Annotated in this window: 25 protein-coding genes; 10 read left to right on the top strand and 15 right to left on the bottom strand. The window is 56.4% G+C overall.

The features are described from left to right. Positions 1 to 139 precede the first annotated feature (139 nt). The 5 genes from JQR90_RS01435 to JQR90_RS01455 form a co-directional block, all read right to left on the bottom strand. A complete protein-coding gene (locus tag JQR90_RS01435; protein WP_434140311.1) occupies positions 140 to 448 on the bottom strand; it encodes a YkgJ family cysteine cluster protein in 309 nt (102 codons plus the stop codon). A 134-nt stretch (positions 449 to 582) separates the two neighbouring features. Further along, positions 583 to 1,923, bottom strand: a complete 1,341-nt coding sequence (locus JQR90_RS01440; protein WP_434140312.1) for a c-type cytochrome — start codon at positions 1,921 to 1,923, stop codon at positions 583 to 585. An 11-nt stretch (positions 1,924 to 1,934) separates the two neighbouring features. Beyond that, positions 1,935 to 3,722 carry a GMC family oxidoreductase gene (locus JQR90_RS01445; protein WP_434140313.1) on the bottom strand — a complete coding sequence of 596 codons (1,788 nt, stop codon included), beginning with the start codon at positions 3,720 to 3,722 and terminating at the stop codon, positions 1,935 to 1,937. Between the two features lie 3 nt (positions 3,723 to 3,725). Next, entirely contained in the window at positions 3,726 to 4,469 is a 744-nt protein-coding gene (locus tag JQR90_RS01450) for a gluconate 2-dehydrogenase subunit 3 family protein (RefSeq protein ID WP_010796629.1), read from the bottom strand. A gap of 161 nt (positions 4,470 to 4,630) precedes the next feature. Beyond that, positions 4,631 to 5,554 carry a LysR family transcriptional regulator gene (locus JQR90_RS01455; protein ID WP_219652460.1) on the bottom strand — a complete coding sequence of 308 codons (924 nt, stop codon included), beginning with the start codon at positions 5,552 to 5,554 and terminating at the stop codon, positions 4,631 to 4,633. Positions 5,555 to 5,688: 134 nt separating this feature from the next. Here JQR90_RS01455 and JQR90_RS01460 point away from each other — a divergent pair, with 134 nt between their 5' ends. Beyond that, entirely contained in the window at positions 5,689 to 7,032 is a 1,344-nt protein-coding gene (locus tag JQR90_RS01460) for an aspartate aminotransferase family protein (RefSeq protein WP_434140314.1), read from the top strand. 61 nt (positions 7,033 to 7,093) lie between these two features. Then, the gene (locus JQR90_RS01465; protein ID WP_434140315.1) at positions 7,094 to 8,590 is read left to right on the top strand and encodes a CoA-acylating methylmalonate-semialdehyde dehydrogenase; all 1,497 of its coding nucleotides are present in this window, start codon (positions 7,094 to 7,096) and stop codon (positions 8,588 to 8,590) included. A 33-nt stretch (positions 8,591 to 8,623) separates the two neighbouring features. On the opposite strand, the gene JQR90_RS01470 is transcribed toward JQR90_RS01465, so the two are convergent. The 3 genes from JQR90_RS01470 to JQR90_RS01480 all read right to left on the bottom strand — a co-directional run bounded on the left by JQR90_RS01470 (position 8,624) and on the right by JQR90_RS01480 (position 12,034). Continuing rightward, complete coding sequence (locus JQR90_RS01470; RefSeq protein ID WP_434135404.1) at positions 8,624 to 10,342, bottom strand: ATP-dependent nuclease; 1,719 nt, start codon at positions 10,340 to 10,342, stop codon at positions 8,624 to 8,626. A gap of 188 nt (positions 10,343 to 10,530) precedes the next feature. Beyond that, positions 10,531 to 11,340 carry an NYN domain-containing protein gene (locus JQR90_RS01475; RefSeq protein WP_434140316.1) on the bottom strand — a complete coding sequence of 270 codons (810 nt, stop codon included), beginning with the start codon at positions 11,338 to 11,340 and terminating at the stop codon, positions 10,531 to 10,533. A 217-nt stretch (positions 11,341 to 11,557) separates the two neighbouring features. Next, complete coding sequence (locus tag JQR90_RS01480) at positions 11,558 to 12,034, bottom strand: hypothetical protein (RefSeq protein WP_434140317.1); 477 nt, start codon at positions 12,032 to 12,034, stop codon at positions 11,558 to 11,560. Between the two features lie 223 nt (positions 12,035 to 12,257). On the opposite strand from JQR90_RS01480, the gene JQR90_RS01485 reads away from it, so the two are divergent. Continuing rightward, positions 12,258 to 13,508, top strand: a complete 1,251-nt coding sequence (locus JQR90_RS01485; RefSeq protein ID WP_239382290.1) for an acyltransferase family protein — start codon at positions 12,258 to 12,260, stop codon at positions 13,506 to 13,508. A gap of 55 nt (positions 13,509 to 13,563) precedes the next feature. On the opposite strand, the gene JQR90_RS01490 is transcribed toward JQR90_RS01485, so the two are convergent. Further along, positions 13,564 to 13,863, bottom strand: a complete 300-nt coding sequence (locus tag JQR90_RS01490) for a hypothetical protein (RefSeq protein ID WP_434140318.1) — start codon at positions 13,861 to 13,863, stop codon at positions 13,564 to 13,566. A 305-nt stretch (positions 13,864 to 14,168) separates the two neighbouring features. Here JQR90_RS01490 and JQR90_RS01495 point away from each other — a divergent pair, with 305 nt between their 5' ends. The 3 genes from JQR90_RS01495 (at position 14,169) to JQR90_RS01505 (ending at position 16,339) form a co-directional block, all read left to right on the top strand. Continuing rightward, a complete protein-coding gene (locus JQR90_RS01495; RefSeq protein WP_434140319.1) occupies positions 14,169 to 14,873 on the top strand; it encodes a sulfotransferase family 2 domain-containing protein in 705 nt (234 codons plus the stop codon). 8 nt (positions 14,874 to 14,881) lie between these two features. Continuing rightward, positions 14,882 to 15,469 (top strand): adenylyl-sulfate kinase, encoded by a 588-nt coding sequence (gene cysC / locus JQR90_RS01500; protein ID WP_434140320.1) that lies wholly within the window; start codon positions 14,882 to 14,884, stop codon positions 15,467 to 15,469. Positions 15,470 to 15,637: 168 nt separating this feature from the next. Beyond that, a complete protein-coding gene (locus JQR90_RS01505) occupies positions 15,638 to 16,339 on the top strand; it encodes a DUF1294 domain-containing protein (RefSeq protein ID WP_434140321.1) in 702 nt (233 codons plus the stop codon). Between the two features lie 57 nt (positions 16,340 to 16,396). Here the strand turns inward: JQR90_RS01505 and dctM are convergent, their stop codons facing one another. The 3 genes from dctM to dctP all read right to left on the bottom strand — a co-directional run bounded on the left by dctM (position 16,397) and on the right by dctP (position 19,406). After that, complete coding sequence (dctM, locus tag JQR90_RS01510; RefSeq protein WP_434140322.1) at positions 16,397 to 17,680, bottom strand: C4-dicarboxylate TRAP transporter large permease protein DctM; 1,284 nt, start codon at positions 17,678 to 17,680, stop codon at positions 16,397 to 16,399. After that, entirely contained in the window at positions 17,677 to 18,306 is a 630-nt protein-coding gene (locus JQR90_RS01515; RefSeq protein WP_010796642.1) for a TRAP transporter small permease, read from the bottom strand. Before JQR90_RS01515 ends, dctM begins: the two co-directional genes overlap by 4 nt. Positions 18,307 to 18,413: 107 nt before the next feature. Further along, positions 18,414 to 19,406, bottom strand: coding sequence for a C4-dicarboxylate TRAP substrate-binding protein DctP (gene dctP / locus JQR90_RS01520; RefSeq protein ID WP_010796643.1), 993 nt, complete (start codon positions 19,404 to 19,406; stop codon positions 18,414 to 18,416). A 565-nt stretch (positions 19,407 to 19,971) separates the two neighbouring features. On the opposite strand from dctP, the gene JQR90_RS01525 reads away from it, so the two are divergent. Continuing rightward, complete coding sequence (locus tag JQR90_RS01525; RefSeq protein ID WP_083603127.1) at positions 19,972 to 20,751, top strand: hypothetical protein; 780 nt, start codon at positions 19,972 to 19,974, stop codon at positions 20,749 to 20,751. Between the two features lie 65 nt (positions 20,752 to 20,816). On the opposite strand, the gene JQR90_RS01530 is transcribed toward JQR90_RS01525, so the two are convergent. The 3 genes from JQR90_RS01530 to JQR90_RS01540 form a co-directional block, all read right to left on the bottom strand. Further along, complete coding sequence (locus JQR90_RS01530; protein ID WP_010796645.1) at positions 20,817 to 21,158, bottom strand: zinc ribbon domain-containing protein YjdM; 342 nt, start codon at positions 21,156 to 21,158, stop codon at positions 20,817 to 20,819. Between the two features lie 77 nt (positions 21,159 to 21,235). Further along, positions 21,236 to 21,859, bottom strand: a complete 624-nt coding sequence (locus JQR90_RS01535) for a YdcF family protein (protein ID WP_010796646.1) — start codon at positions 21,857 to 21,859, stop codon at positions 21,236 to 21,238. A gap of 93 nt (positions 21,860 to 21,952) precedes the next feature. Next, complete coding sequence (locus tag JQR90_RS01540) at positions 21,953 to 22,492, bottom strand: invasion associated locus B family protein (RefSeq protein WP_010796647.1); 540 nt, start codon at positions 22,490 to 22,492, stop codon at positions 21,953 to 21,955. A 190-nt stretch (positions 22,493 to 22,682) separates the two neighbouring features. Between JQR90_RS01540 and JQR90_RS01545 the strand changes: the two genes are divergently transcribed. The 3 genes from JQR90_RS01545 (at position 22,683) to JQR90_RS01555 (ending at position 24,740) form a co-directional block, all read left to right on the top strand. Then, the gene (locus tag JQR90_RS01545) at positions 22,683 to 23,162 is read left to right on the top strand and encodes a GNAT family N-acetyltransferase (RefSeq protein WP_010796648.1); all 480 of its coding nucleotides are present in this window, start codon (positions 22,683 to 22,685) and stop codon (positions 23,160 to 23,162) included. 53 nt (positions 23,163 to 23,215) lie between these two features. Continuing rightward, positions 23,216 to 23,647, top strand: coding sequence for a hypothetical protein (locus tag JQR90_RS01550; RefSeq protein WP_010796649.1), 432 nt, complete (start codon positions 23,216 to 23,218; stop codon positions 23,645 to 23,647). Between the two features lie 79 nt (positions 23,648 to 23,726). Further along, positions 23,727 to 24,740 (top strand): SDR family oxidoreductase, encoded by a 1,014-nt coding sequence (locus JQR90_RS01555; RefSeq protein WP_010796650.1) that lies wholly within the window; start codon positions 23,727 to 23,729, stop codon positions 24,738 to 24,740. Positions 24,741 to 24,747 lie beyond the last annotated feature (7 nt).

The raw sequence follows: 24,747 nt of genomic DNA on the forward strand, positions 1-24,747 counted from the left end.
TTGAGAGCGCCCTACCTATTGTTTGATCTGTCGACAAGGGTTTCTAAAACGCTCAAGCGTATATAACACCGCGCATACAGGCCTACATACAGCAGAGGGGAGCGCTAATTAGCCTATCCATCAGAGTGTGCTCTGGTTATCAGAAGGCGTTGCGCTCTTCCAGGCAATCGTCCCCACCCATCTCGAATTCGCGGCAGATCAAGGGGCGATTCTCATAGATGCTGCATCGCATGGTTTCTCGATCCAGCGCGGCGCACCAGCCGTCGTCCAGGCGCGCCATGGTCATCGAGCCCCATTGGTCCTCCTCGATAAAGCGCATGGGAACGCCGGTATCCGTAATCAGCATGACTTCCAGACGGCAGCACTTGGCCGCACAGGTGTCACAGGTGACACTGGGTTCGGGCTTGGTGGGCGGCGCAGAGGCAGGCAGGTTATGGAGCGGAATCACGTGATCACCGGGGTAAAGGCAGGCTGCAAGGTTACCGGCAGTTAAGGCCTGCTCAAAACGAAGAATGATCCATCAGGAGGAAAACTGACGGACCGCAGGCCTCTCATGTCTGCCTGCGTTCCGTCAGCGACCGATTACCGGGGCGTCGGATTCTGCTCCGGCTGATTGCCATACGCCGTTTGCCCGATGTCATCGCCCGAGGTGGTGCGATTATCGCTGTTGCGCAGTTTGGCGACGGCATCGGCATCCACCGGACCGCCCTTGTTGCCCCAACTGGTTCGGATAAAGGTCACCACATCCGCTACCTGCTGATCGCTCAACCGCCAGCCGAAGGCAGGCATGACGATGGTCGAGGGCGCACTCTTGAGACCCGGCAGCTTGCCCCCTTCCAGCACAATGTGGATAAGGGACGTCGGGTCTTCCGTCTGCACCACCGTGTTACCGGCCAGTGCCGGGAACGCCCGGGTGTAGCCCAGGCCATCCGAGCGGTGGCAGGCGTTGCAGTTGTCGATGTAGACCGCTGCGCCGCGCTTGCTTTCATCCCCTTTTACCAGCATTTCCGAAACGGCATTGTTGCGCTGATAGGGTGGGGCGTCCGGATGGACCGGCGAAAGCGTCTTCAGGTAACGGACGATTGCGGTCAAATCCTCGTCGCTCATGTACTGCAGGCTGTGCTCAACCACCTGCGTCATGCCACCAAAGACGGCCATGTCATCCGAGCGGCCTGTCTTGAGGAATTCCACCAGCTGCGCCTCGTCCCACCGGGCAATGCCTTCCTTGTGGTCATTGCGCAGGCTTTTGGCAACCCAGCCTTCCAGCGGGGCGCTACCCGCGAGGAAGTCCTTGCCGTCGGCATCGCTGAGGGCTTTTTCCTGCATGGCAATGCCGCGGGGTGTGTGGCAGGCACCGCAATGGCCCAGGCCCTCCACCAGATAGGCGCCACGGGCAACCACCGGGTCCATGCCCTGCGCCGGTTTGAAGTCGGCAACCTCCGGCGCGAACAGCTTGCGCCAGACAGCCAGGGGCCAGCGCATCGACAGCGGCCAGGGAATCGCCACGTCCTGGTTGGGCTGAGTCACCGGCTGAACGCCGTGCATGAAGTAGGCGTACAGGGCCCGCATGTCCTCTTCGATGACGCGTGCATAAGAGGGATACGGCATGGCCGGATAGAGCGAATGCCCTTCCTTGGCGATGCCGTGGCGTACCGCCTTGTCGAAATCCTCGAAACTGTAATTGCCAATGCCGGTTTCTTTATCCGGCGTGATGTTGGTCGAGTAAATAGTGCCGATGGGTGTTCCCATGGGCAGGCCGCCAGCGAAGGGCTTGCCACCGGCTGCCGTATGGCAGGCCACACAGTCACCAGCGCGGGCCAGGTATTCGCCTTTCTTGATCAATTCCTGATCAGGTCCGGCCTCTTGAGCAAAAGCAGGCAGAGCGATGAACCCCAGGGCCAGTGCAGAGATGAGTGCTTTCATGGTCGACGTCCTCATGCCTGCACCAGTGGGCCAGGGTTTTTCAGGTACTGCTCGCGGATGGCGCGTGCCGACCAGTAGGTGAGGGCTGCCACAAGGCCTGTCGGGTTGTAGCCCAGCCCCTGTGGGAAGGCCGAGGCGCCCGGAACGAACACGTTGTGCACATCCCAGCTCTGCAGGTAACGGTTGAGGGCGCTGGTCTTGGGGTCGGTTCCCATGATGGCGCCGCCGTTCAGGTGGGTAGTCTGATAGCTGACCGTATTGAAATGCGTTCCCGGCGCCTTGACTTGTACGTTGATGGCCTTGGGATTCATGGCTTCGGCGATGCGCTTCATCTTGTCGACCATGAAGTGCGTCATCTTGATGTCGTTTTCCTTCCAGTCGAAGGTCATGCGCAGGAGCGGCATTCCATACGCATCCTTGTAGGTCGGATCGAGGTCCAGGTAGTTGTCGCGGTAGGACTGGTGCGCTCCGTGGGCATCCATGGACAGTTGATGGTTGTAGTAATCGGCCGCTGCCGCCTTCCACTGGCTGCCCCAATTGGGTGTGCCCGGAGGATTGCTTACACCGGCGATGGGGCGCGTGCCCGCTTGGTTCACCCAGAACGGCGAGCCACCTACAAAGCCGTGAGGGCCGTGGTCGAAGTTATCGGCATTGAAGTCATCCACCGCCACGCCATTACCGCCCGCACCGATAAAGGGGTTGGTGAAGTGCTGGTCCTTGTCGAAATAGGCCTTGATGGTCGCCATGTTCTGGTAGGCGAAATTTTTGCCGACCACACCTTCGCCGGTTTTTGGGTCATAGGGCTTGCCGATGCCTGAAAGCAGCATCAGCCGCACGTTGTTGAACTGGAAAGCGCCGAGAATGACGATATCGGCTGGCTGCTCAATCTCGTTGCCCTGGGCGTCCACATAGGTCACGCCGGTGGCGAGCTTCTTGTCGTCGGTCAAGTTGACCTTCAGCACGTGGGTATCGGCGCGCAGTTCGAACTTGGGTTCCTGGCGCAGCGCCGGCAGGATGTTCAGGTTGGGCGAAGACTTGGAGTACATGTAGCAGACGTACCCGCTGCAATATCCGCAGAAATTGCACGGCCCCATCTGGCAGCCGTAGGGATTGGTGTAAGGGCCGGAGGTATTAGCCGAGGGCAGGTCATAGGGGTGGTAGCCCACATCCCAGGCGGCCTTCTGAAACAGCTGCGCTGACACCGTGTTCTTTTGCGGCGTGAGCGGAAAGTGATCGGAGCGGTCCGGTGCAAAGGGGTTACCGCCCTTGCCTTTGCCAACCAGCTCGCCCTTTACCGTCCAGGCCTGACCGGAGGTGCCGAAGACTTTTTCGGCAAAATCGAAATACGGCTCCAGCTCCTCGTAGGTCACGCCAAAGTCCTGGATGGTCATGCCATCCGGGATGAAGTTCTTGCCGTACCGCTCCTCATAGTGACTGCGCAGGCGCAGCTCTACCGGGTCGACCCGCAGATGCACGCCGGACCAGTGCAGACCCGCACCGCCTACGCCATCGCCGGGCAGAAAGGCGCCAAGCTGACGATAGGGCAGTGCCGTCTGGCTCACGTTGTGGCGAATGGTGACGGTTTCTTTGGACGTGTCCACGAACAGCTTGCGACGGATGCTGTAGGTCAGCTCGTCGATCACCTGTGGGTAGGAACCATCCGGGTAGGTGTCGCGCATCGGGCCACGCTCCAGCGCGACCACGGAAAGGCCCGCCTCGGTCAGTTCCTTGGCCATGATGGCCCCGGTCCAGCCAAAGCCCACGATCACCGCATCGGCTTTCTGCATCACTTTTGCCATGGATCAAGCCCTCTCGCCGCGGATGGAAACCGGCGGGAAGGGGTACGCCACATCGCGTTCCACCCAATCCATGAAGTCGGCACGGGCGCCGGGAAAGCCCACCAGCTTCCAGCCCACCATATCCTTGTTGCCACCATGAATCGGGTCGCAGAAAAAGCCCTCTTTAGTGCTTTGCAGCAGGGCGGCAAAGAAGGTCTTGGCAGGAAGCGGGGCGAACTCGGCCTCACCGGCTTCAAACTGACGAAGTGCGGCATCCTGGGTGCCGGTATCCAGCTCGGCAAACGGCTTGCCGTGTTGCTGGCGCGACCAGTCATCCGCGGCCTTGATGCCCAGGCGGAAAACCTGTTGCGGATTAAGCTTGAGCTGGTACCCCATCTCCGAAGGTGCATCGGGTTGGAAAGGCCCCTGCATGTACCACTTCGCCCCTTGGGCGTAAGGCGTGTTCATCTGCCGGTCGATGTACTCCGGTACACCAGCCTCCACCGCACCGGGGCCGCGATCATCAGCGGGAATCAGCCGGGCGACGGCGGCGTGGATAAACGTCCATTCTTCCGGCGTGAAAAAGGTGGGCTGATAGGCGTCTGCGCGGGCGCTCTGGCCCGGCTTGTCCTCGTCACGCTGTCGCTCCTTCGTCTCGGCCAGAGCCAGGCTGGCGCCGCCTGTAGTGGCAAGTGTCACCACGGGGATCAGGGTTAGAGACTTACGTAGAAAGTCGCGGCGGGCGTTAGACGTATCATCAGCGGACATGAGGGTTCCCATCAGCCATCAGGCTTTAAATGTTAGTAAGCTAAGCATTTAAGTGTAACAATTTGTGCGGATCTGCGACAGATTGCCTCATCATCGACCGGCGCGCCGCGGGCAGGTTCCTGATGACCCTTTAAAAGGTAGGGATAAGAATGTATAGCCCGTCAGGCCTGGGTATGCTCAAGCGCCTCCAGAAACCGCTGGAGGATCAGGTTGGGGCGGCGGCCCTTGCGCATCGCGGCACAGAGCGGAATAGAGTAGAAGAAACGCTCCGGCTTGAGGGGCCGCAGGACACCCTGCATCACCCAGCTAGCGGCATAATGATCTGGCAGATACCCGATGTAACTGCCGGTATGCAGTAGAAAGGCAATCCCTTCGCGGTCCGATGCAGTGGCCGTGCAGTTGAGCGTCTGGTGCCGCTCCAACGCCTCGGCCGTCAATCGATAGTTCGGCGCCACAGCATCGGCCATGCGTAGCGCCTCGTCCGGGATCTCTTCATCGGGCCGGTGGAACAAAGGGTGCTCATGGCTGCAATACAGTTGCGAGCGTTCCTCATAAAGCGCTGTGTATTCCAGGCCGGACAGCGGGTTGATCAGCGGGACCACGCCAATATGCAGCCGTCCATCCAGTACCCCGCGTTCGATTTCGCCCGGCGTCATCATGCCAATGTTCACCCGCACACCCGGTCCCAATGCCTTCAGTTTGCGCAGCGCATGGGTCACGCGCATTTGCGGCAAGGTGACGAGGTTGTTGATGATGCCGATGTTCAGCTCGCCCCGCAGTTGCTGGTGCAGGGCGTTTACTTCACTGCGAAAGCCTTCCAGCGCGGCCAGTAGGCTCTGGCTGGCCCGCAGCACTTCCCGGCCTTCATCCGTGAGTGCAAACCCGGCGCGGCCACGCTGGCACAAGCGCATCCCCAACCGTTTTTCCAGGTCGCCCATGTGCAGGCTGATGGCCGACCGGGTGATACCCAGGGCACTTTCTGCCGCTGCAAAGCTGCCGCACTCCGCCACCGTCTTGAACAGACGCAGGAGGCGGATATCGAAATCGCTGACTTGGCCAAGCGGGGCTTTGCGAGGTGTGCTCATTAGGTGAGTTTTTTCTTGAGTAAACGTAAGAAGAATACGCTTTAACTCATCCAAGGTCAGGCTCAAGCTGAGGCTTTCGTCGGGACGATTCCTATTGCCCCGTCCAGCTCATGTCTTGTACCCCGAGGCCCTGCATGAACCAGCCCCTGACCGTATCGCCACCGCTTGCCAGCGAACTCGACCTGACCCACCACTGGATGCCCTATACCGCCAACCGCGCGTTCAAGAAGGACCCACGCATTCTGGTGGCGGCTGAGGGCGCGTACCTGACGGACGATCAGGGCCGCAAGCTGTACGACAGCCTTTCCGCACTGTGGTGTGTAGGCGCCGGGCATGGGCGTAAGGAGATTGCCGAGGCGGTAGGCAAACAGGCCCTGCAACTCGACTATTCACCGGGCTTCCAGTACGGCCATCCGCTGTCCTTCAAGCTGGCCGAAAAGATCGCCAGCCTGACACCGGGCGACCTGAACCACGTGTTCTTTGTCAACTCAGGCTCCGAATGCGCCGACACGGCGGTAAAAATGGCCCGCGCCTACTGGCGCCTGAAAGGGCAGGCCACCAAGACCAAGATGATCGGCCGTGCCCGTGGCTATCATGGGGTGAACATCGCTGGCACTAGCCTGGGCGGCATTGGGGCTAACCGCAAGATGTACGGCCAGTTGATGGACGCAGACCACCTGCCGCATACCCTGCTGCCGGGCAACGAGTTCACCAAAGGCATGCCCAAGACTGGCGTCGAGCTGGCGAACGAAATGCTCAAGCTGATCGAACTGCACGATGCCTCCAACATTGCGGCGGTTATCGTCGAGCCTATGTCCGGTTCGGCCGGTGTAATCGTGCCGCCGGAGGGCTACCTGCAACGTCTGCGCGAGATCTGCACGCAGCACAATATCCTGCTGATCTTTGACGAAGTGATTACCGGCTTTGGCCGCACCGGTTCCATGTTTGGTGCGGACAGCTTTGGCGTTACGCCCGATATCATGAACCTTGCCAAGCAGATCACCAATGGCGTGATCCCCATGGGCGCGGTGGTAGCGACCAAGGAAATCCACGACACCTTTATGAACCAGGGCACGCCGGATTATGCCGTCGAGTTTGGTCATGGCTACACCTACTCCGCGCATCCAGTCGCCTGTGCGGCAGGTCTGGCTGCGCTGGAAATCCTGGAGCGGGACAACCTTATTCAGCGTGTGGCTGAACTGGCCCCGCATTTTGAGCAGCGTATCCATGGTGTGCGCGGTGCCAAGCACATCGTCGATATCCGTAACTACGGCCTGGCCGGCGCGATCCAGCTCGCTTCGCGTGATGGCGATGCGATCGTCCGCCCTTACGAGGCCTCGCTGAAACTGTGGAAGGCCGGGTTCTACGTCCGCTTCGGCGGCGACACCCTGCAATTCGGTCCGCCCTTTATCAGCACGCCGGAAGAACTGGATCGCCTGTTCGATGCCGTGGGCGAAGCCCTCAACGCCACAGCCTGATTATTTTTCGTACAGCGGCGCGCCACGGCTACCCGACGCGCCGCCTTTACAAGGAATCGATATGACCACCTTGAATCACCTCATCAACGGCGAAGCCTTTGCCGAGAACGGCCGCACGGCAGATGTCTACAACCCTTCGACTGGCGACGTCATTCATCAGGTGCCATTGGCTAGCCGCGACACGGTGCAAAAGGCCATCGACGCGGCCAAGGCGGCTTTCCCCGCGTGGCGCAACACCCCGCCGGCCAAGCGCGCCCAGGTCCTGTTCCGCTTCAAGCAACTGCTGGAGCAGAACGAGCAGCGCATCGTGCAGTTGATCAGCGAAGAGCACGGCAAGACGCTGGAAGACGCCTCCGGTGAACTCAAGCGCGGTATCGAGAACGTCGAGTACGCCACCGCCGCGCCCGAACTGCTCAAGGGCGAGTACAGCCGCAACGCCGGTCCCGCCATCGATAGCTGGTCCGACTTCCAGCCGCTGGGCGTGGTTGCCGGTATCACACCGTTCAACTTCCCGGCCATGGTGCCGCTGTGGATGTATCCGCTGGCGATTGCCTGCGGCAACTGCTTTATCCTCAAACCCTCCGAGCGCGACCCCAGCTCCACGCTGCTAATTGCCGAACTCCTATATGAAGCTGGCCTGCCCAAGGGCGTGCTCAACGTGGTGCATGGCGACAAGGATGCCGTGGATGCGCTGATCCAGGCGCCTGAGGTCAAGGCGCTGAGCTTTGTCGGCTCTACCCCAATTGCCGAATACATCTATAAGGAAGGCGCGGCCCGCGGCAAGCGCGTCCAGGCCCTGGGCGGTGCGAAGAACCATGCGGTGCTGATGCCTGATGCCGACCTGGACAACGCCGTCAGCGCACTGATGGGCGCTGCCTACGGCTCCTGCGGCGAGCGCTGCATGGCCATCTCCGTGGCCGTGTGTGTGGGCGACCAGATTGCCGATGCGCTGATCGAGCGCCTGACGCCACAAATCCAGAGCCTCAAGGTTGGCCCCGGCACCTGCAAAGGCCTCGACATGGGCCCACTGGTCACCAAGGCCGCGCTGGAAAAAGTCACCGGCTATGTACAAGACGGCGAAGCGGCAGGCGCCAAGCTGGTTGTTGATGGTCGCAGTCTCAAGGTTGCCGACCACAGCAACGGTTTCTTCCTCGGCGGCTGCCTGTTCGATCAGGTCACGCCGGAGATGCGTATCTATAAAGAAGAGATCTTTGGCCCGGTGCTATGCGTGGTGCGCGTCAACAGCCTGGAAGACGCCATCGCGCTGATCAACGCCCATGAATATGGCAACGGCACCTGTATCTTTACCCGCGACGGCGAGTCTGCCCGCCTCTTCAGCGATGAGATCGAAGTAGGCATGGTCGGCATCAATGTCCCGCTACCCGTTCCGGTGGCTTACCACAGCTTTGGCGGCTGGAAGCGCTCCATCTTCGGCGACCTCGCCGCCTACGGCCCGGACGGCGTACGCTTCTACACCCGCCGCAAAACCATCACCCAACGCTGGCCACAACGCGCCAGCCATGAAGCGGCGCAGTTTGCGTTTCCGAGTAATGAATAATTGAACTATAGGGACCAGCTAGTAGAGTGGCCCCTATATTTCTCTAATGATGTCTGCAAGCTTTCTTTTAATTCTCTTGTAAGAATTAGGTAGATTCCTGTTCTCTAGACTGTTTAGCGTATAGAGTATGTTATCAATTTTTTTTATTGCTTTGTGTCTTTGTGTCAGAAGAAAACACCTATTTCTATTGTCTCCGTTAATATTTAACTTGTCGCTCATAACTTCTACAGCGAAATCTGAGCAAAGTAGGTCCATTTCTAAGTTATAATTCATACAAATTATACTGTGTTGAGAAAGTAAATCTAAGGCTTTGCTGTGATTTTCTTTAAATGCATTTAGTATACCTGAGCGAGCCCTTTCGCTAGGTATTAGCTCTCCAAGAAGGTTTCCTGTTTTGAAGACATATCTATATTTTGGGAGGCCCTGATTGTCTCTGCTTTTTTCTAAATCGTCGTTCAGATAAGGGATAAAATAGTCTTTGTCTAATATTAAAAGGTGAGGTAGTCCGAGCTGCTTCACTATGTGATATGGATAAGGGAGATTATTAACTCCATCTATGTTGATAATAGTTATTCCGTAAAGGTCAAGGTCGACATTAATCTTCTTTGCAAGATGTTTTACTACCTCAGCATCGTTTTTGCTTTCACAGAAAATCACATAATTTGCATAAAAGAAGTCGCTATTTCTATATTGATGGAATTGATAATAGTTAAATTCTTCAATTTCGTTATCTTCAAAAAAACCTTCATTAATACTTCTTATTTCAGATTTAAATCCTCTATTTATGTCTGGCTGTTTTCTAACTAGTGATATATGTTTGTGATCTATGTTGTCAATTAGGACGGTTGAATGTGTTGTTAAAATTAATTGAGCTACTCCTTGTTGTGGGGGCGGATTAGATATTGAGCTTATTAGTTCACGCTGCGCTTGTGGGTGTAAGTTAGTTTCTGGCTCTTCTAGGCCTAATATGATGTTCTTATGTCTCAGCTTTGCTAGCGATCTATGCAGCGAGATGATTGTTAAGCTTTGTAAACCGGTTCCGCAATCATCTAAATTGTGCGTCATACCCGCTTCTTTTATAAAAAGCTGAATGCCCGTTAAAAAGTTCGCATAGTTTGTTTCTTTTCCAAAGTTGATGGAGAAATTGAATTTATGCCTAAGGGAATAAAATTTTTCTAATTCTTTGGATATTTTTGTAAGTGCTCCGTCTTCTAAATATTTAGTGGCACTTCTAAATTTGGGCGTCAGTGTGTCTCTGCGGAGTGTTTCGTTCTCTAGATATTCCTCAATAAGTTGCTTAATTAATGTGTTTTCTTCCCACTTCAACTCAGCTGAATTTCTGTTCGGAGGAACGTAGATAAAAGCAATGCTTGCGCTAACTAAATCTATTAGTTCCTGTGGGGCTGTCGAGAATTCATTAGCTTTTTTATATCTATATATTATTTTCTTAGATGAAGGATAATATTGCATCTGGATAGTAAGTACGCCTCCATGACAATATTGAGTGACGTCATTATTTTGAAAGTTTGAAAATGTTGCTGTTATCTTAGGTTGGGAGTTTGGAGTATATGCATGCTTTCCTTGAATGAAATTTATCTCTTCTTGGTCTTTATTGAAGAAAGCATTCATTGCTCTAATTATTGCGGATTTTCCGCTATTATTTTGACCTACAATTGCATTGATTTTATTAAATGATATAAAGCAGCTGTCGATTGATCTGAATTTTCTTATTTCAAGTGTTTTTATTTCCATTTTTAGATCTTCAAGTCTGGTGGTTGTGCTGCTTAAGCTGCGTTTTAAATTGAAAGGCTAGCAATGCTTTAATTAGTCGGCTGGCCAGCACAAGGGTTGAGTATCGCTTCGCTCAACGCGAACCTACGGCACGGTGCGTTTTGTAGGACGGCTCATACGATACCCATCAAAAAGGCAAGCGTTGCTGCCTACTTGTCGCCTTTCTTCCCCTGACGATTCCGCACATATAACGCCCGGCCGCCATTGATCCTGTGCTCTTTCACTTCGAAGCGGTGTTGTTGCGCCTTGAGCAGTTCACTGAGTTTCTTGAAGCCGTACAGGCGTGGGTCAAAAGCAGGGCGGAGCTTAGTGATGTTCTGGCCGAGTGGGCTGAGGTAGGCCCAGCCGTCTTCGTCCGAAAGGTCGTCAATAACCTTGGCGATGAAGTCCACCGGGACTTTCTGCGGTTTGGGTTTTGCGGCAGGTTTGGGTTCTTCGCCAGTGGGTTGCCCTGGCGTACCCGCCTTGTCGGATGGGGTGGACTCGGGGGCTGGCTCGGCATCAGCGCGCAAGATTTCGGTGTAGATGAACTTGTCGCAGGCGGCGACGAAGGGCTTGGGCGTCTTTTCTTCACCAAAGCCGTAGACCGTCAAACCCTCTTCACGCAGGCGCATGGCCAGGCGAGTGAAGTCGCTGTCGCTGGAGACGAGACAGAAACCATCGAAGCGCCGGGTGTAAAGCAGGTCCATGGCGTCGATGATGAGAGAGCTGTCAGTCGAGTTCTTGCCCTTGGTATAGGCGAACTGCTGCATGGGCTGGATGGAATGGTCGAGCAGGACCTGCTTCCACTTGCCCAGCTGTGGGCCGGTCCAGTCACCATAGATACGCCGCACACTGGCGACGCCGTATTTGGCGATCTCTTCGAACAGCCCTTCGACAATGGCCGCCGGGGCGTTATCGGCATCGATGAGGACGGCGAGGTGTTTCTGTTGAGGCGACGCACTTCCTTTGCTTGGCATGGCTCGATCCGTGAGAGCAGGATTTCGCTAACATACGCTTAATTTAAAGTGTGTGCTATGTCTCGTTTGTCGGATTTTCAGCCAGCCTCCACAGAGACATGCGTGCGTCTGGCAGCCTCTTCTGAGAGGCAAAGCCATAACCCTTTCCGCTGATACAAAAAACCGCCTCTAAGGGCGGTTTTGTTTTTCCGTTAACACTGGGCAACGGTGGGTATGTTCAGGCCTGAGGACTCGGTTTGGTCACGGCCAGAAACTTGGCTTGCAGGTCATTGATCTGCGCGTGTGACACCGAGTACTGAACATTGCAGAGCTGAACGTTCAAGGTGTCATTACCTACCAGACGCTGCATCTGAGCGTTGCTCAGTGTCACGTCGTACGTGACGTTGTAGTCCGACTTGGTGTACTGCTGGCGTTGCACAACATCGGCCTGGAACTGGTCCGTGCCGGAGGTGATCAGCGCAGTGCTGCAATCCGAGTAGGAGGGGTGCTGCGCTGTTGTCGAGAGGCTCAGGACGTATTGTCCTGCAGCGGGCTCGATGCGATTGACGGTCAGCGATCCGCCCTGGGTTCTAGCCGGTGCCTGAACTGTGTTGCTTTCGGGGGCTGCGTTAAACGGGGCACTGATTGCACAGCCTGCCAGTAACAGGGGCGCGATCAGTAAGGCTGCCTTACCGTGTTGGATAAGCGTGTTCATGGTTGCCTCAGCAAGAAGATTCGATACGTTCATTATCGAATCAATCGCTTGATGCTAGAAATGAAGCGCAGAGATAACGACCATTGCGGAAATTGATGTTTCAGGGAAGGCGGTCGATGTGTGGCCAAGGTGTTTCAGCGCGCTAACACATCCTGCAACGAGCCGGCGTCCAATGTTGGCATAATGACGGTTCGATGACTGCTTTGATCGTTTCGCCTTCACTATGACCAAGCATTACTACGGCCTTGAATGGCTTCGTTTTCTGATGGCCCTTTACATGGTGGTCTACCACCTGGGCGGCCTGTACGGTGACGCACCGTGGCTTTTTCAAAAGCTCGTCGGCATGGGCTTTTACGCGACTAGCACTTTCTTCCTGTTGTCCGGCTTTCTGCTGGCGCATGTCTGCCTGGATGATCAGGGCAAAATGAAGGGCAGCCAGGCCGGCTTTATCGCGCGGCGATTGTGCAATCTCTATCCCATCCACCTGATGACGTTGGCCATCGCGCTGGGTGTACTGGCGATGAATGCCCCCTCGGCAGACGGTGTGCCGGTGTATTACAACCAGCATCCCTACGCGTCGCTGGAGGATGGCGAGGGGCTGGAGGAATTGCTGCCCATCTCCTGGCTCATGGCGGGTGTTCACATCCTAATGCAGATTCTGCTGCTTCAGTCCTGGGAGCCGCGCTTTCTCTGGCTCAACGGTGCGACCTGGTCCATTTCTGCACTGCTGTTCTTCTATATCCTGTTCCCCTTGCTCGCACCACGCCTGATGGCGGCGCGCCGCTGGATACTGATAGGGTTCGCATTATGGGGCGCTTACCTGCTGGTGCCTTTGTTGGCGACCTGGCTGCATGCCTATGACTATGTAACCGTAGGCGTTATCCATCGCAACCCGGTAATCCGCCTGCCGGAGTTTCTGATTGGCATCATTCTTTATCGCGCCTTGCAGGAGCCTTCTCTGGCCCAACTGGCAGAGCGCTACCGGTACTGCCTGATTGCCGTTGGCTTGAGTGGCCTTTTCATCGGGGCATGGCTCTTGCAGCAGGACGGCCGCCGCTGGTTCTATCTGGTTCACAATGGTCTGCTGACGCCTTTTCAGGGCTTGCTACTGCTGGCCTGCGCTACCTTCCGCGCACCGGAAAGCGCCTCCCTGCAACAACTGGCCCGGCGGCTGGGTGAGGCATCGCTGTGCATCTTTGCCATCCACACACCCATGATCAGCCTGATCGATCCGTGGACGCGGCATCTGTTAGCCTTCTTTACCCAGGCGCATGAGGCCGCTAGCGACGCGATCAGTGATGCCGTCAGCGATGTGTTGGGCGATGTGGTCACCATTCCCCTGTGGAGCCTCATCCCTCACCTGATCGTAGTTATTGGCCTGGGGCTGTTGATTCAACGTTTTCTGATCGGCCCCCTGCGCCGTTGGCTGGAGGCGCACCTGCCTCAGAAGTACCGGAAAGGTCGGGGCGCTTAGACGCACTCTGGATTAGCTATAAAAAACCGCCCTTAGAGGCGGTTTTTTATAGAGGTTACCGCGCGTCTGGCGGAGAGCCGGGCGGGGCGCCGTCTTTGGGTGGCGGTGGCATATGCTCAGGCATGGCGGCGAGCCGGCCTTGGAAGTCCTTGCAGACGCCTTTGAGTGCCTTGCCGTCAGGCAGAGTAAGCATGACTGGCGCGCCGACAGGCTTGCCTTCGCATACTTCAAACGCCGCGGGCGGCGGCATACGGTCATGCTGGCCGGGGGGAGGCGGCTCCTGATCGGCCAGCGCAACGCTGCCAAACAGGCCCAACGCCAGTGCAGCTGCAGAAAGAAGGGGTGCTTGTTTCATACCCGGTCCTTGTCGTGTTGTTGAGCTATCTAAGCACAGCCCTCCCGGCTGTCGTGCCGACTTTACCCAGGCGATACACAGCCGCATAGCAGGCGAAATGGCCGAAAGTCTACTGTAGAGCGGTTTTTACGCCTATTCAGAACGAAAGTAGCCGCGTGAGGCAGATCGCTTCTGTATCAGCGCCTTTACATGGCTTTTACCTACTCGAAACCTTAAATGGCGAGGGCCTCTGCTAGCCTTTTAGCCTTATCAGCCATGCGTATCTGCGGGTGGCTTGGCGCAGAATTCAGGCGGTACAAACAGGTATGTTGCAGCGGTATCTATGGAAGCTTATTCCCAAGGCGCAGCGAAGCTTTCTGCTGGGTCGTCTTTCGGTGGTCGATCGGCAGGTGGTGAACAAGGTAATGTCGGGGAAGGTAGTCTTTCCCAAACCATTTGCCGACCGAGGCTGCCTGTTCATCCATGTGCCCAAGTGCGCTGGAAGCAGCCTGTGCAAGGCCTTGTTTGATGGCTGGCGACCGGGGCATCTGCCGCTGTATTGGTATGAGCAGCAGTTTCCCGAGGCCTTCGAACAGAGTTTCAAATTTACCTTTGTGCGCCATCCGCTGGAGCGAGCGTATTCGGCATTTGCCTTTTTAAAGGGAAATGAGCCCATCGCGCGTGATCTTTCCGCATGGCGGTTGATGTCGCGCTATGACAATTTCAATACATTCGTCGCACAGTGGCTGCATGAGGACAACATCCGGCGGCAGATTCACTTCGCGCCGCAGACCGACTTTCTGACAGATTCCCTGGGGCGACTAGCAATGGATTTCATTGGGCGCCAGGAGTCGCTTGAGGAAGATTTCGCTCGACTGACGGATATCTTGGACCTGTCGGCGACGCTGCCACATATCAATCCGTCGCGGCAGCGGGAGGCGGGGCCTGCGCATGCCTTTTGTACGGCGCGCACACGGCGGCTGATTCGCCGGGTGTATGCACGTGATTTCGAATTATTAGGTTATGCGTGAGGACACTGATGGGAAGCTGTATCCGGCCTTATGATCTGACCCTGCCCGCCTCGGCGCGTGCACAGGCGTTGGGGCAAAAGCCTTGTTGCCTGTGGCTGACCGGGCTTTCCGGTGCGGGCAAGTCTACCCTGGCGAACAGCCTTGATCTGGCACTGCACCAGCGCGGGCTGCATGCCTACGTGCTGGACGGCGATAACCTGCGCAATGGGCTATGCCGTGACCTGGGGATGTCGGCGGCGGAGCGGAGCGAAAATATCCGGCGAATAGCCGAGGTGGCGAAGCTGATGGTAGAGGCGGGATTGGTGGTGATCGTCTCGGCGATTTCACCGTTCCAGGCCGATCGTGATGCCGCGCGGGCCTTGTTCGAGCCGGGCCAGTTTCGTTGCGTGTACGTCAGCACATCATTTGAGGAGTGTGCACGGCGTGATCCCAAGGGGCTGTACCGCGCCGCGCGGGAGGGAAGAATCCACAATTTTACCGGGTTCGATAGTCCCTATGAGCCACCTTATGATGCTGATTGCGAAATCGACACAGCGCGCCTGTCTATTCCCGAGGCAACGCAGGCATTGACCGGATTGCTGACGCCGGAGGCCTGAGCTGAACGGGTAAGTAAGACAGCCGAAAGGGTTGAGCGGAGGATGCGTTTCCGAAGTACTTAGAGGTAAGCGGATGGGTAGGGGCACGCAATACCCATCCACTGTCCGCCCTGTTACTGACTTCTGTCGTTCCGGTAGCATGCCTGCTTTTTCCAGGCAGAGCGGACGATGGAACAGCGCGGGACGTTGAAGAGCTGGAATGACGAAAAGGGCTTTGGGTTCATCCGGCCGGAGCAGGGCGGGGATGAGGTGTTCGCTCATATTTCAGCGGTACGGGGTGATCGGCGGCCGGTAGCCGGTGAAAAGGTCCTGTATGTCGCGAGGCCTGACGGCAAAGGGCGTCTGCGGGCGGAGCATATCCGTCTGAATGCAGGTATGACGCTGGACAAACCGTCCATTCGACAACGATCCAAGCCTGCCAGAACGGCTTCCCGGTCTACCCAGGCACCACGTCCGCGTCAACAGCGCCATGGCGGTATTCAGGACCTGCCGGTCAAGCTCGTCCTCTTCGCGGTACTTTGCGTGTTGCCTGTTTGGGGAAGTTTGCATGTTCTGTCTACACGATACAGTTTCTTCCCGATGGCCCTCTATGGTAGCGCAAGCCTGGTGGCCTTCCTGTTCTATTGGCATGACAAGCAGAGCGCACTGAAGGCGCAGCGGCGTATCCCTGAGAAAACCCTGCACATACTTGAGTTGGCCGGCGGTTGGCCGGGTGGTCTTGTGGCGCAACAGGTCTTTCGCCACAAGACCCGCAAGGTGAGCTATCAGGCTGTCTTCTGGATCATCGTGCTGCTGCATGAGGCGTTGTGGGCAGATGAGCTATTTTTTCACCGCTTGCATCTGTTTGACCGCGTGCCTCTGTTCTTTTAAACGAAATGAAACAGCCCGGCATAAAAGCCGGGCTGCAAGGACAGGCACAGTAAGCGATCAGCTCATGCCTAGCCAGTTAGGCAACGCCAGCGAGATCGCCGGGATGTAGGTGATGATCAGAAGGAAGCTGATCAGCAGCATCAGCCACGGCATGGCCGCGCGGATGACGTTGGCCAGCGGCATGCCTGTCACGGCGGATGTTACGAACAGGTTCAGCCCTACCGGCGGCGTAATCAGGCCGATCTCCATGTTTACGACCATGATAATGCCCAGGTGGATCGGATCTATCCCCAACTGCATGGCGATGGGGAAGAGGATCGGCGCCAGGATCAGAATGATGGCCGACGGCTCCATGAACGCACCGGCTACCAGCAGCAGAACGTTCACAACCAGTAGGAACTGCCAGGGTTGCAGGCCCATTTCAACCACCCAGGCGGTGATCTGCTGAGGTATCTGTTCCGTAGTCAGTACATGGGCAAAGAGCATGGCGTTGGCAATAATGAACATCAGCATGATGCTCAGCTTGCCGGACTCCAGCAGCACCTTTGGGCAGTCGCGGAAGGTCATGTCCTTGTACACGAACAGGGCCACGAATCCGGCATAAACCGCGGCGACAGCTGCGGCTTCGGTCGGAGTGAACATGCCCGAATAGATCCCGCCGAGGATGATCACCATCAACAGCAAGCCCCAGATCGCCTTGCGTCCCGTGGTAAGAAGCTCACGCAGCGACGCACGAGGCAAGGCGGGCAGGTTCATCTTTCGGGCGACAATATAGATCGCCACCATCAGCACCACGCCCAGCAGCAGACCGGGGATCACGCCGGCCATGAACAGTTTGCCAACCGACTGTTCGGTAGCTGCCGCATAGACCACCATCACGATAGATGGCGGAATCAGAATGCCCAGGGTACCCGCATTACAAACGATTCCCGCACCAAAAGCCTGTGGGTAGCCGGAGCGGACCATGCCGGCAATGGCAATGGAACCTACCGCCGCCACCGTGGCCGGAGACGAGCCGGACAGGGCTGCAAACAGCATGCACGCCAGTACGGCCGAAATCGCTAGGCCACCCCGAATATGACCTACGCAGGCGTTAGCGAAATCGATCAGCCGCTTTGCCACACCGCCCGTTGTCATGAACGCGCCAGACAGCAGGAAGAACGGAATCGCCAGCAGGGTGTAATGCTCGGACGTCTCGAACAGCTTGATCGCCAGTGAACGAACCGAGTCGGGGCTGAACAGCATGATGGTGACCGAGCCGGCCAGACCCAGCGACACGGCAATCGGAACGCCGATAAACATCAGTGCAAACAGCACGACGAAGAGAAAGATGACGGTCATGGTTTCTCTCCCTCATGCTCTTTGAGTTTCAAGGCATCGGCGGCCTCGTCGGCCAGCCCAAGGCCGGTTTGCTGGTTGCGTATGATCCTGACCAGAATTTCTAGGAAGCGAATGAATACCATGGCATAGCCGAACGGCACGATCAGGGTGATATGCCATTGTTTGATCCCGAAATGGCCCAGGTCCTCTGCGCCAATGCTGGCGCCTAGCAGAGTCTGGACCCAATCGAAGCTGGCAACGGCGATGAGGCCCGCATAACCCAGGCAGCACAGACAGGCGATCAGGCCAATGATGCGCTGGACCGGCTTGCTGGCCAGCTTGACCAGTGCGTCGACACCAATATGGCCTGCCGTGCGCACGCCATAGGCCAGACCGAAAAAGATCAGCCAGGCGAACAGGGCTTTGGTCAGGGCGCTGCTCCAGGTCATGGACTGCGCCATGTCGAGGATTTTGTCACCAATGGCCAGCACCGTTTCGTTGCCGCCCAGGTAGTCGCCCAGGGTATAGAAAGGCGTATAGAAGTTATTGAGGATTACGTAGGTGAAGGTCACAAGCGTCATGGCCGCCAGGAGAAAGGCAATGAAACCTTCCTCGAAGTGGTCCCAGATACGTCGTAGGGCGCTCATCGATTGATCTCCCGCCAAGCAGGGCAGACGTGGGATGGGCCAGCCGAGGGCCGCCCATCCGTCACTGCGCAGGCGGCACGGGGCTCGCCTGCGCTACAGGGGTGTGCTTAGATCTGGTTGGACGCGTCAGCGGCCTTGATCAAGTCAGCACCGATCTCGCCTTCGAACTTCTGCCAAACCGGCTTCATGGCATCGCGCCACTTGGCCCGCTCTTCAGGCGTCAGGGTGATGATCTCGGTGGTCTTGGCATCCAGGATGCGCTGCTTGTCGCCCTGGTTCAGGGCATCAGCCTGCTTGTTCACTTCAGCCGTGACTTCCACAACGATCTTGTCCAGCTCGCTGCGCACATCGGCAGGCAGACCATTCCAGAACTTGGTATTGGTGATCAGCATGTAGTCCAGAAGACCGTGGTTGGACTCGGTGATGTACTTCTGCACTTCATACATCTTCTGGCTGTAGATGTTGGAGTAAGGGTTTTCAGCACCATTGACCACACCGGTCTGCAGGCCCTGATACACCTCGGCAAAGCTCATCTTGCGCGGGTTAGCGCGCACTGCCTTGAACTGCTCTTCAAGCACGGCAGACGCCTGGACACGGAACTTCAATCCACGGGCATCTTTGGGTTCGCGTAAAGGCTTGTTGGCAGACAGCTGCTTCAGCCCGTTATGCCAGTACCCCAGCCCGGTGATGTTCTTGTCTTCCATGGACTTGAGCAGGTTCTGCCCCGCGGGGCTCTGCTGGAAGCGGTCCACGGCGGCCATGTCATTGAACAGGAAGGGCAGGTCAAATACCTGTATCTGCTTGGTGTAATGCTCGAACTTGGCCAGTGACGGCGCAATGATCTGCACATCACCCAGCAATAGCGCTTCCATTTCCTTGCCGTCGCCGAACAGGGACGAGTTCGGATAGACCTCGACCTTTACCTTGCCGGGTAGTCGCTCTTCCGCCAGCTTCTTGAACAGAATGGCGCCTTGCCCTTTGGGTGTGTGCTCGGCTACGACATGGGAGAACTTGATTACGATGGGATCTGCAGCATTAGCCAATCCGGCAGCACCAAGCGCGAGTGCGCAGGCCAGAGCCTTGAGCGTCATCTTGAACATACCTGTATTCCTTTGTTGTGATTATTGGTGAGGCAGTGAGGGCAGCATGTATATCAGAATTCGTTAATCATTAACGACCTTAGACGGCACACGCAGAGTTCGCCTCTACAAATCATAGGGCAAGCAATATGCCGAGAAACGGTAGGGATCGCTGGTGTGCAATACCATGTCACAATGATTTCAAGACAGGCGCTCTAGAGCACCGCCTGGAAGTCTCTTGGGTACCATCGGTCTAGCCCTCTTAACGAGGCGGCAGAGCTTTTGCTAAGCGTTGGCGGTAATCCGCCACTAATGTCGCTGGTTGGCGGTTTTTCGCCACTGCTGGACTGCCTAATTGCGACATATTTTGCTCAGTTGTGTCGTAATTGGCATTTTTTGCTAACTGTTTGAGTTGAAAACCGTGCGTCGATTAAACGCAGCATTTGCGAATCAGCACTTTTAAGGGCCGATCTTTATTTCCTAGGGGTATCGCACAGCATCAGGTGAGCGCATCGTTTTTACTGTCCGGCTGAACTGGCCTACCTTGCGCGGGACTAAGCGTCCGGGCAGTAATTGACGAAAGCCGATGATCTCTGTGTTTCCCTGTTTTTTTCCGCTCGCTGCGCTGATCCGACGCGTACAGCTGTACCGTCCTTGCTGCACAATGCTGCTGGTGGTTTCCCTGCTCTTCACGTTGGGCGGCTGCGGGCAGCTCAGCCATTCCGACATCATGAACAAGGATGATTCGGCTGATGCCGGCGAGTTCTTCCAGACCAATGTGGATCGTATGGCCACGCTGGCGATGCGTGACAACCTCAACAGCCTTTATCGACTGCTGGATAAGCTGTACCGCCGCAATCCGGCCGAGTGGCGCAAGACGGGTCAGCCAACGATCGAGGCGGCAGAAAAGCTCATCCAGACGGCTATCGAGCAGAACCGTGACCTGCCTTCGCTCAATGGCCTGAGGGATATCCAGGCGCTCAGCTATGCCTTGAGTCCCGAGTTTCAGGGCGACCGGGCCGGTGCGTTCATCTATGCCATTGGCACCATGCTGATCACCGCCCACGGCGGTCGGATGGAGTTCTATATCACCGATACGATCAGCGCCGAGTTCATCAACAATGCTGCCCGCAATATCGAAAAGGCAACCTGGATGCTGGGGCAGCGCAAGGACTTGCAGGGTAAGCGTTTGCTGCTGGCCAATCAGTTGTCCAAGGATGGACGCAACCTGAGCTTTGCGGTGGAGTTTGGCAAGATTGTGGCGCGGCTCGATCTTATCAGCGAGGTGCTGGACGAGCGTTATCGGCGCCTGGGGGTGAGTTATGCACAAAGCCTGCTATTCATGAACTTCCTGCCGGTTCAGTAATGCGGCGTGGCTGCCCTGTCTATTCACAGGGCACGCTAACCAAGGACGGCAGGATCAGCGAGGTATCAGACCTTTCTCACGAATTCCGACTTGAGCTTCATCGCACCAATGCCGTCGATCTTACAATCGATATCGTGATCGCCTTCAACCAGACGAATATTCTTGACCTTGGTGCCGACCTTCACGACCAGGGATGAGCCTTTCACTTTCAAATCCTTGATGACCGTTACGGTATCGCCGTCCTGCAGCGTATTGCCTACTGAATCCTTGATGACCTTACCGCCCTCGGAGGCTTCCGCCGTTTCGGTGGCAGACCACTCGTGTCCGCACTCTGGGCAAACGAGCTGGGTGCCATCTTCATAGGTGAATTCGGAGTTGCATTGAGGGCAGGGCGGCAATGTGCTCACTGGACTTCCTTGGTGGGCGATAAAAGCCTGACATTATATAGGGTTTTATTGGCTTTCGCTGACGCTGACGCTGAACGTTAGCGGAGCGCTATAGGTAAAGTTTCTTGGGAGGCCGCCAGCGCACCATAGAGCTGTTCGATATCTGCTCGTGTATAAGCTGCATTTGGCGGGATCGGGGCTATCCAGCCTCGAGCTGAATAATTGAGTACCTTTTTCAGCTCGCCAGCCAGTTTTTGCTTAAAAAGAGGGTTACGCTGAAAATCTTCCAGCGCTTCTTCGAATAGATTGACGGTAAAACCGTAGCACTCATGGCCGTTGCGGTAACGCTCGAAGGTAAGTCGACATCGGAGGCTTGCGTAGTTCTTGCAAACATAGCCTACGCGTTGTTTGCCAGGGAGGTTATTTACAAGCGCCAATGAGTACCTGACATTTTCTTCTGTGTGACGCGCCTGCTGTTCTAGTACGAAACGCTCAGCAGGGGCACCGCGCTTGATGCAGGCATGGGCCAAGGCCTCGGCTTCGCCCTGATAACCACTCGGAATGATGACGCGGGGTTTGGTTATCTGGATGATGATGTTCGCTGCCTGTGCAATCTCATCGATATGGTGCGGGCTGCCCATGATGATCAGTGCATCGACGGGCACCAGTACGTCTGCGCCAAAGAGCTGTGTGACGAGTGCGGTAACGCTATCTGAGTGCATGGCTCGTGGCTCTAAGGTCGGTAAGCGTGCGCCAGGCAAGCACGCGAGTATGAAGGAAACTGTCTTTGACAGTCTCCTTCCAGAGCGGTCAGCTTATTTCATCAGCGCCCGGGTGCGCTCGGCCGCCTTGGTAAAGCCTTTGAGTGACAGCGGGCCGTGGGCCTCGCCGCCGGTGGCGATGGCCGCCGTTACATTAAGCGCCTTGCCCTTGCGCAGGGCCTTGAGCTGGTTGTTGTCAAAGTCCAGTGGGGCGATGCAGCCTACTGGCAGACAGGTATGGAAATCCACCGTGCGGGTGTCCTGGTCGTCTACCTGCAAGCGCACGCCTTTGGTTACGGCAACGCCAAAGGGCAATACCATGAATCCGCCCAAGCCCTCTTTTCCAGGACGCAGCTCGATGGCCAGCATGCGCTGCCCATCCTTGTTGTTGATAACCTGAGACATGGCGCAAACCTTGCCTTCTTCAGGAACGTTCCGGCAGATCACCGACCAGTCACCGTAGGTCTCTGTCGCGGTAGGCTTGCCCTGTGCATCGCCAGGCGCGGTTTGTGCCTGTACCGTAGTGGACAGGCCGGCTCCCGTCAGCAGCATGGTCGAAAAGGCCAGCGCCGGGAGAAAGCCGTTCTGTTTCATGTTTCTTCCTTGCAGTTGTGAAGAGTGATGACGTACAGCATAGGTCATTTGACCCGATTGATGCTGCCCTTATGACGACCCAGGAAGATCAGAATGCCGTCACGGCAGGCTGATGGCGAGGCTACATAATGCCTCATGGCCTCCTCTAGAGGTGGCCGCTTCCTTATCAGACGTGATTGTGAGACCTCCAATGCCCCTCTACCGTGAAGCGACACCCGATGACATCGCTGAAATTTCCAGGCTGGGGCAGCTGCTCAATGATATGCACCACCAGGCTTGGCCGCAGATCTTTGCGTCGGCCGAAGACGTGCGACGTGACGAGGCGAATTGGCGGCGCGCGATTGGGGCGGCGAATGCCACAACCTTTGTGGCGCAAGAGGACAGTGAACTGATCGGGTTCATCAGCGTTTACCTCATCAGTGAAACGCATTCCTTTTTCAATCCAATGCGTTATGCCCACGTAGGCTCGATCTGTGTGGACGAAACGCGCCGGGGAGAGGGCGTTGGCCGTACGTTGATGGTTCTAGCCGAGCAATGGGCCCAGGAGAAAGGTGCAGTGGATATGCGCCTCACCGTGTGGGCCTTCAATGAGGACGCGCAGCGGCTGTATGAGGAGCTGGGCTACGGGATACGGTCGGTTTCGATGGGAAAGCAGCTGTCGTCACGTTAGGCAGCTATGTTCTTTAGCTGGTAAATAACACATAAAATTGCAAGGAGGTGCCGATGCGTTATCGCATTGCTGGGTTGCTAGGTCTTGTCCTCTCTGTCGGTATTACCCCTACGACGTCTGCAGAGACGCCGGTGACCATATTAGGCAAGACTTTTGGTTCGCTTGATTGCCTCTCTGTGCAGGACCTAGATAAGAAATTTGCATGCAATGCGGGTGGGCTATCCAATGGCAAAGGCTGCAAAAGCCTGGCCAATCCAGCGCTACGGGAGCAATGTCACGACCAGAAGTTTATTCCTCAAGGCTATGTTTCAAGTAAACCCAAGCTTGCCATATCGCTAGACAATGCCTCTTTGCACGAGACCGTTAATGAGCAGATAACTCAACCCGTTTCATCTAGCAAGGCCATAAAGGCCATCCCTTTGATGGATGATGAGTCTGCATTGAGTGAAGTGGAGCGCATCTTGAATCTGCACACGCTCCGGTAGTCTGGCATTTTGAAATCAGCCGAACCCTCCTGCGAGGCTCCTGTCAGGACTATAGATACCTTTCTGACAGGAGATGAACATGGCGAAGCTACCTCTCAAGCCTCTCAGCCAACAGGTGATAGTGATTACCGGGGCGTCCAGCGGCATTGGGCTGGTTACAGCCCGCATGGCTGGGCGTGCCGGTGCCAAGGTCGTTGTGGCGGCGCGGAATGAAGAGGCGCTCCAGCAATTGTGCGCCGAGATTCAGCAGCAGGGCGGTCAGGCGGCCTATGTGGTGGCGGATGTTGGCAAGGAAGAGGATGTTTCCCGCATTGCTGAGCAGGCTATCGAGACGTTTGGCGATATCGATACCTGGGTCAATAACGCTGGCGTTTCCATTTTTGGCGATTGCCTGGAAGTGACCATCGAAGACATGAAGCGCATGTTCGACACTAATTTCTGGGGTGTCGTCTACGGTTCGCGTCTGGCGGCCAGTTATTTCATCAAGCGCGGCGGCCCGGGTGCGATCATTAATGTGGGCAGCTTTTTCGGTGATCGGGCAACGCCGGTCCAGTCGACCTATTCGACCAGCAAGCATGCCCTGCACGGTTGGACCGATGCCCTGCGCATGGAGCTGGAACACAAGCAGTACCCTATCTCGGTCACGCTGGTGCATCCGGCGCGAATCGATACGCCCTATAACGAGCACGCCCGTAGCTACATGCCCAACCAGCCGGCACATCGGGGCATGATCTATCCCCCGGAGGCGGTGGCCGAGGCTATTTTGTTCGCTGCGGAAAATCCCAAACGGGATATGTTCGTGGGCAGCGAGGCCAAGGTTCTGGCATGGCTGTCGGCGCTGTCGCCGCGGCTGACCGACAAGCTGATGAACAAGATCATGTACCACTCCCAGTATGCCGACCGGCCCTCCCGTAGCCGGGAAGACAATGCCTTGTACGAGCCGGGTTATGGGCTGCATGAGCGTGGTACGCACCAGGGCTGCTCGTATCGCTCGCGCAGCTATTACGTGAAAATGTCCAAACACCCGGTGGTGTCATCGGTGGCGATTGCAGGATTGGGGCTAATGGCGTTGAGGCTGATGAAGCGCTCGTAAAGTCTAC

The organism is Pseudomonas sp. JZ114 (assembly GCF_051027705.1).
GTDB lineage: Bacteria > Pseudomonadota > Gammaproteobacteria > Pseudomonadales > Pseudomonadaceae > Chryseomonas > Chryseomonas luteola.

Coding starts and splice junctions, on each gene's coding strand:
- JQR90_RS01440 (WP_434140312.1), bottom strand. CDS start 1,923: ATGAAAGCACTCATCTCTGCACTGGCCCTGGGGTTCATCGCTCTGCCT.
- JQR90_RS01445 (WP_434140313.1), bottom strand. CDS start 3,722: ATGGCAAAAGTGATGCAGAAAGCCGATGCGGTGATCGTGGGCTTTGGC.
- JQR90_RS01450 (WP_010796629.1), bottom strand. CDS start 4,469: ATGTCCGCTGATGATACGTCTAACGCCCGCCGCGACTTTCTACGTAAG.
- JQR90_RS01455 (WP_219652460.1), bottom strand. CDS start 5,554: ATGAGCACACCTCGCAAAGCCCCGCTTGGCCAAGTCAGCGATTTCGAT.
- JQR90_RS01460 (WP_434140314.1), top strand. CDS start 5,689: ATGAACCAGCCCCTGACCGTATCGCCACCGCTTGCCAGCGAACTCGAC.
- JQR90_RS01465 (WP_434140315.1), top strand. CDS start 7,094: ATGACCACCTTGAATCACCTCATCAACGGCGAAGCCTTTGCCGAGAAC.
- JQR90_RS01470 (WP_434135404.1), bottom strand. CDS start 10,342: ATGGAAATAAAAACACTTGAAATAAGAAAATTCAGATCAATCGACAGC.
- JQR90_RS01475 (WP_434140316.1), bottom strand. CDS start 11,340: ATGCCAAGCAAAGGAAGTGCGTCGCCTCAACAGAAACACCTCGCCGTC.
- JQR90_RS01480 (WP_434140317.1), bottom strand. CDS start 12,034: ATGAACACGCTTATCCAACACGGTAAGGCAGCCTTACTGATCGCGCCC.
- JQR90_RS01485 (WP_239382290.1), top strand. CDS start 12,258: ATGACCAAGCATTACTACGGCCTTGAATGGCTTCGTTTTCTGATGGCC.
- JQR90_RS01490 (WP_434140318.1), bottom strand. CDS start 13,863: ATGAAACAAGCACCCCTTCTTTCTGCAGCTGCACTGGCGTTGGGCCTG.
- JQR90_RS01495 (WP_434140319.1), top strand. CDS start 14,169: ATGTTGCAGCGGTATCTATGGAAGCTTATTCCCAAGGCGCAGCGAAGC.
- cysC (WP_434140320.1), top strand. CDS start 14,882: ATGGGAAGCTGTATCCGGCCTTATGATCTGACCCTGCCCGCCTCGGCG.
- JQR90_RS01505 (WP_434140321.1), top strand. CDS start 15,638: ATGGAACAGCGCGGGACGTTGAAGAGCTGGAATGACGAAAAGGGCTTT.
- dctM (WP_434140322.1), bottom strand. CDS start 17,680: ATGACCGTCATCTTTCTCTTCGTCGTGCTGTTTGCACTGATGTTTATC.
- JQR90_RS01515 (WP_010796642.1), bottom strand. CDS start 18,306: ATGAGCGCCCTACGACGTATCTGGGACCACTTCGAGGAAGGTTTCATT.
- dctP (WP_010796643.1), bottom strand. CDS start 19,406: ATGTTCAAGATGACGCTCAAGGCTCTGGCCTGCGCACTCGCGCTTGGT.
- JQR90_RS01525 (WP_083603127.1), top strand. CDS start 19,972: ATGATCTCTGTGTTTCCCTGTTTTTTTCCGCTCGCTGCGCTGATCCGA.
- JQR90_RS01535 (WP_010796646.1), bottom strand. CDS start 21,859: ATGCACTCAGATAGCGTTACCGCACTCGTCACACAGCTCTTTGGCGCA.
- JQR90_RS01540 (WP_010796647.1), bottom strand. CDS start 22,492: ATGAAACAGAACGGCTTTCTCCCGGCGCTGGCCTTTTCGACCATGCTG.
- JQR90_RS01545 (WP_010796648.1), top strand. CDS start 22,683: ATGCCCCTCTACCGTGAAGCGACACCCGATGACATCGCTGAAATTTCC.
- JQR90_RS01550 (WP_010796649.1), top strand. CDS start 23,216: ATGCGTTATCGCATTGCTGGGTTGCTAGGTCTTGTCCTCTCTGTCGGT.
- JQR90_RS01555 (WP_010796650.1), top strand. CDS start 23,727: ATGGCGAAGCTACCTCTCAAGCCTCTCAGCCAACAGGTGATAGTGATT.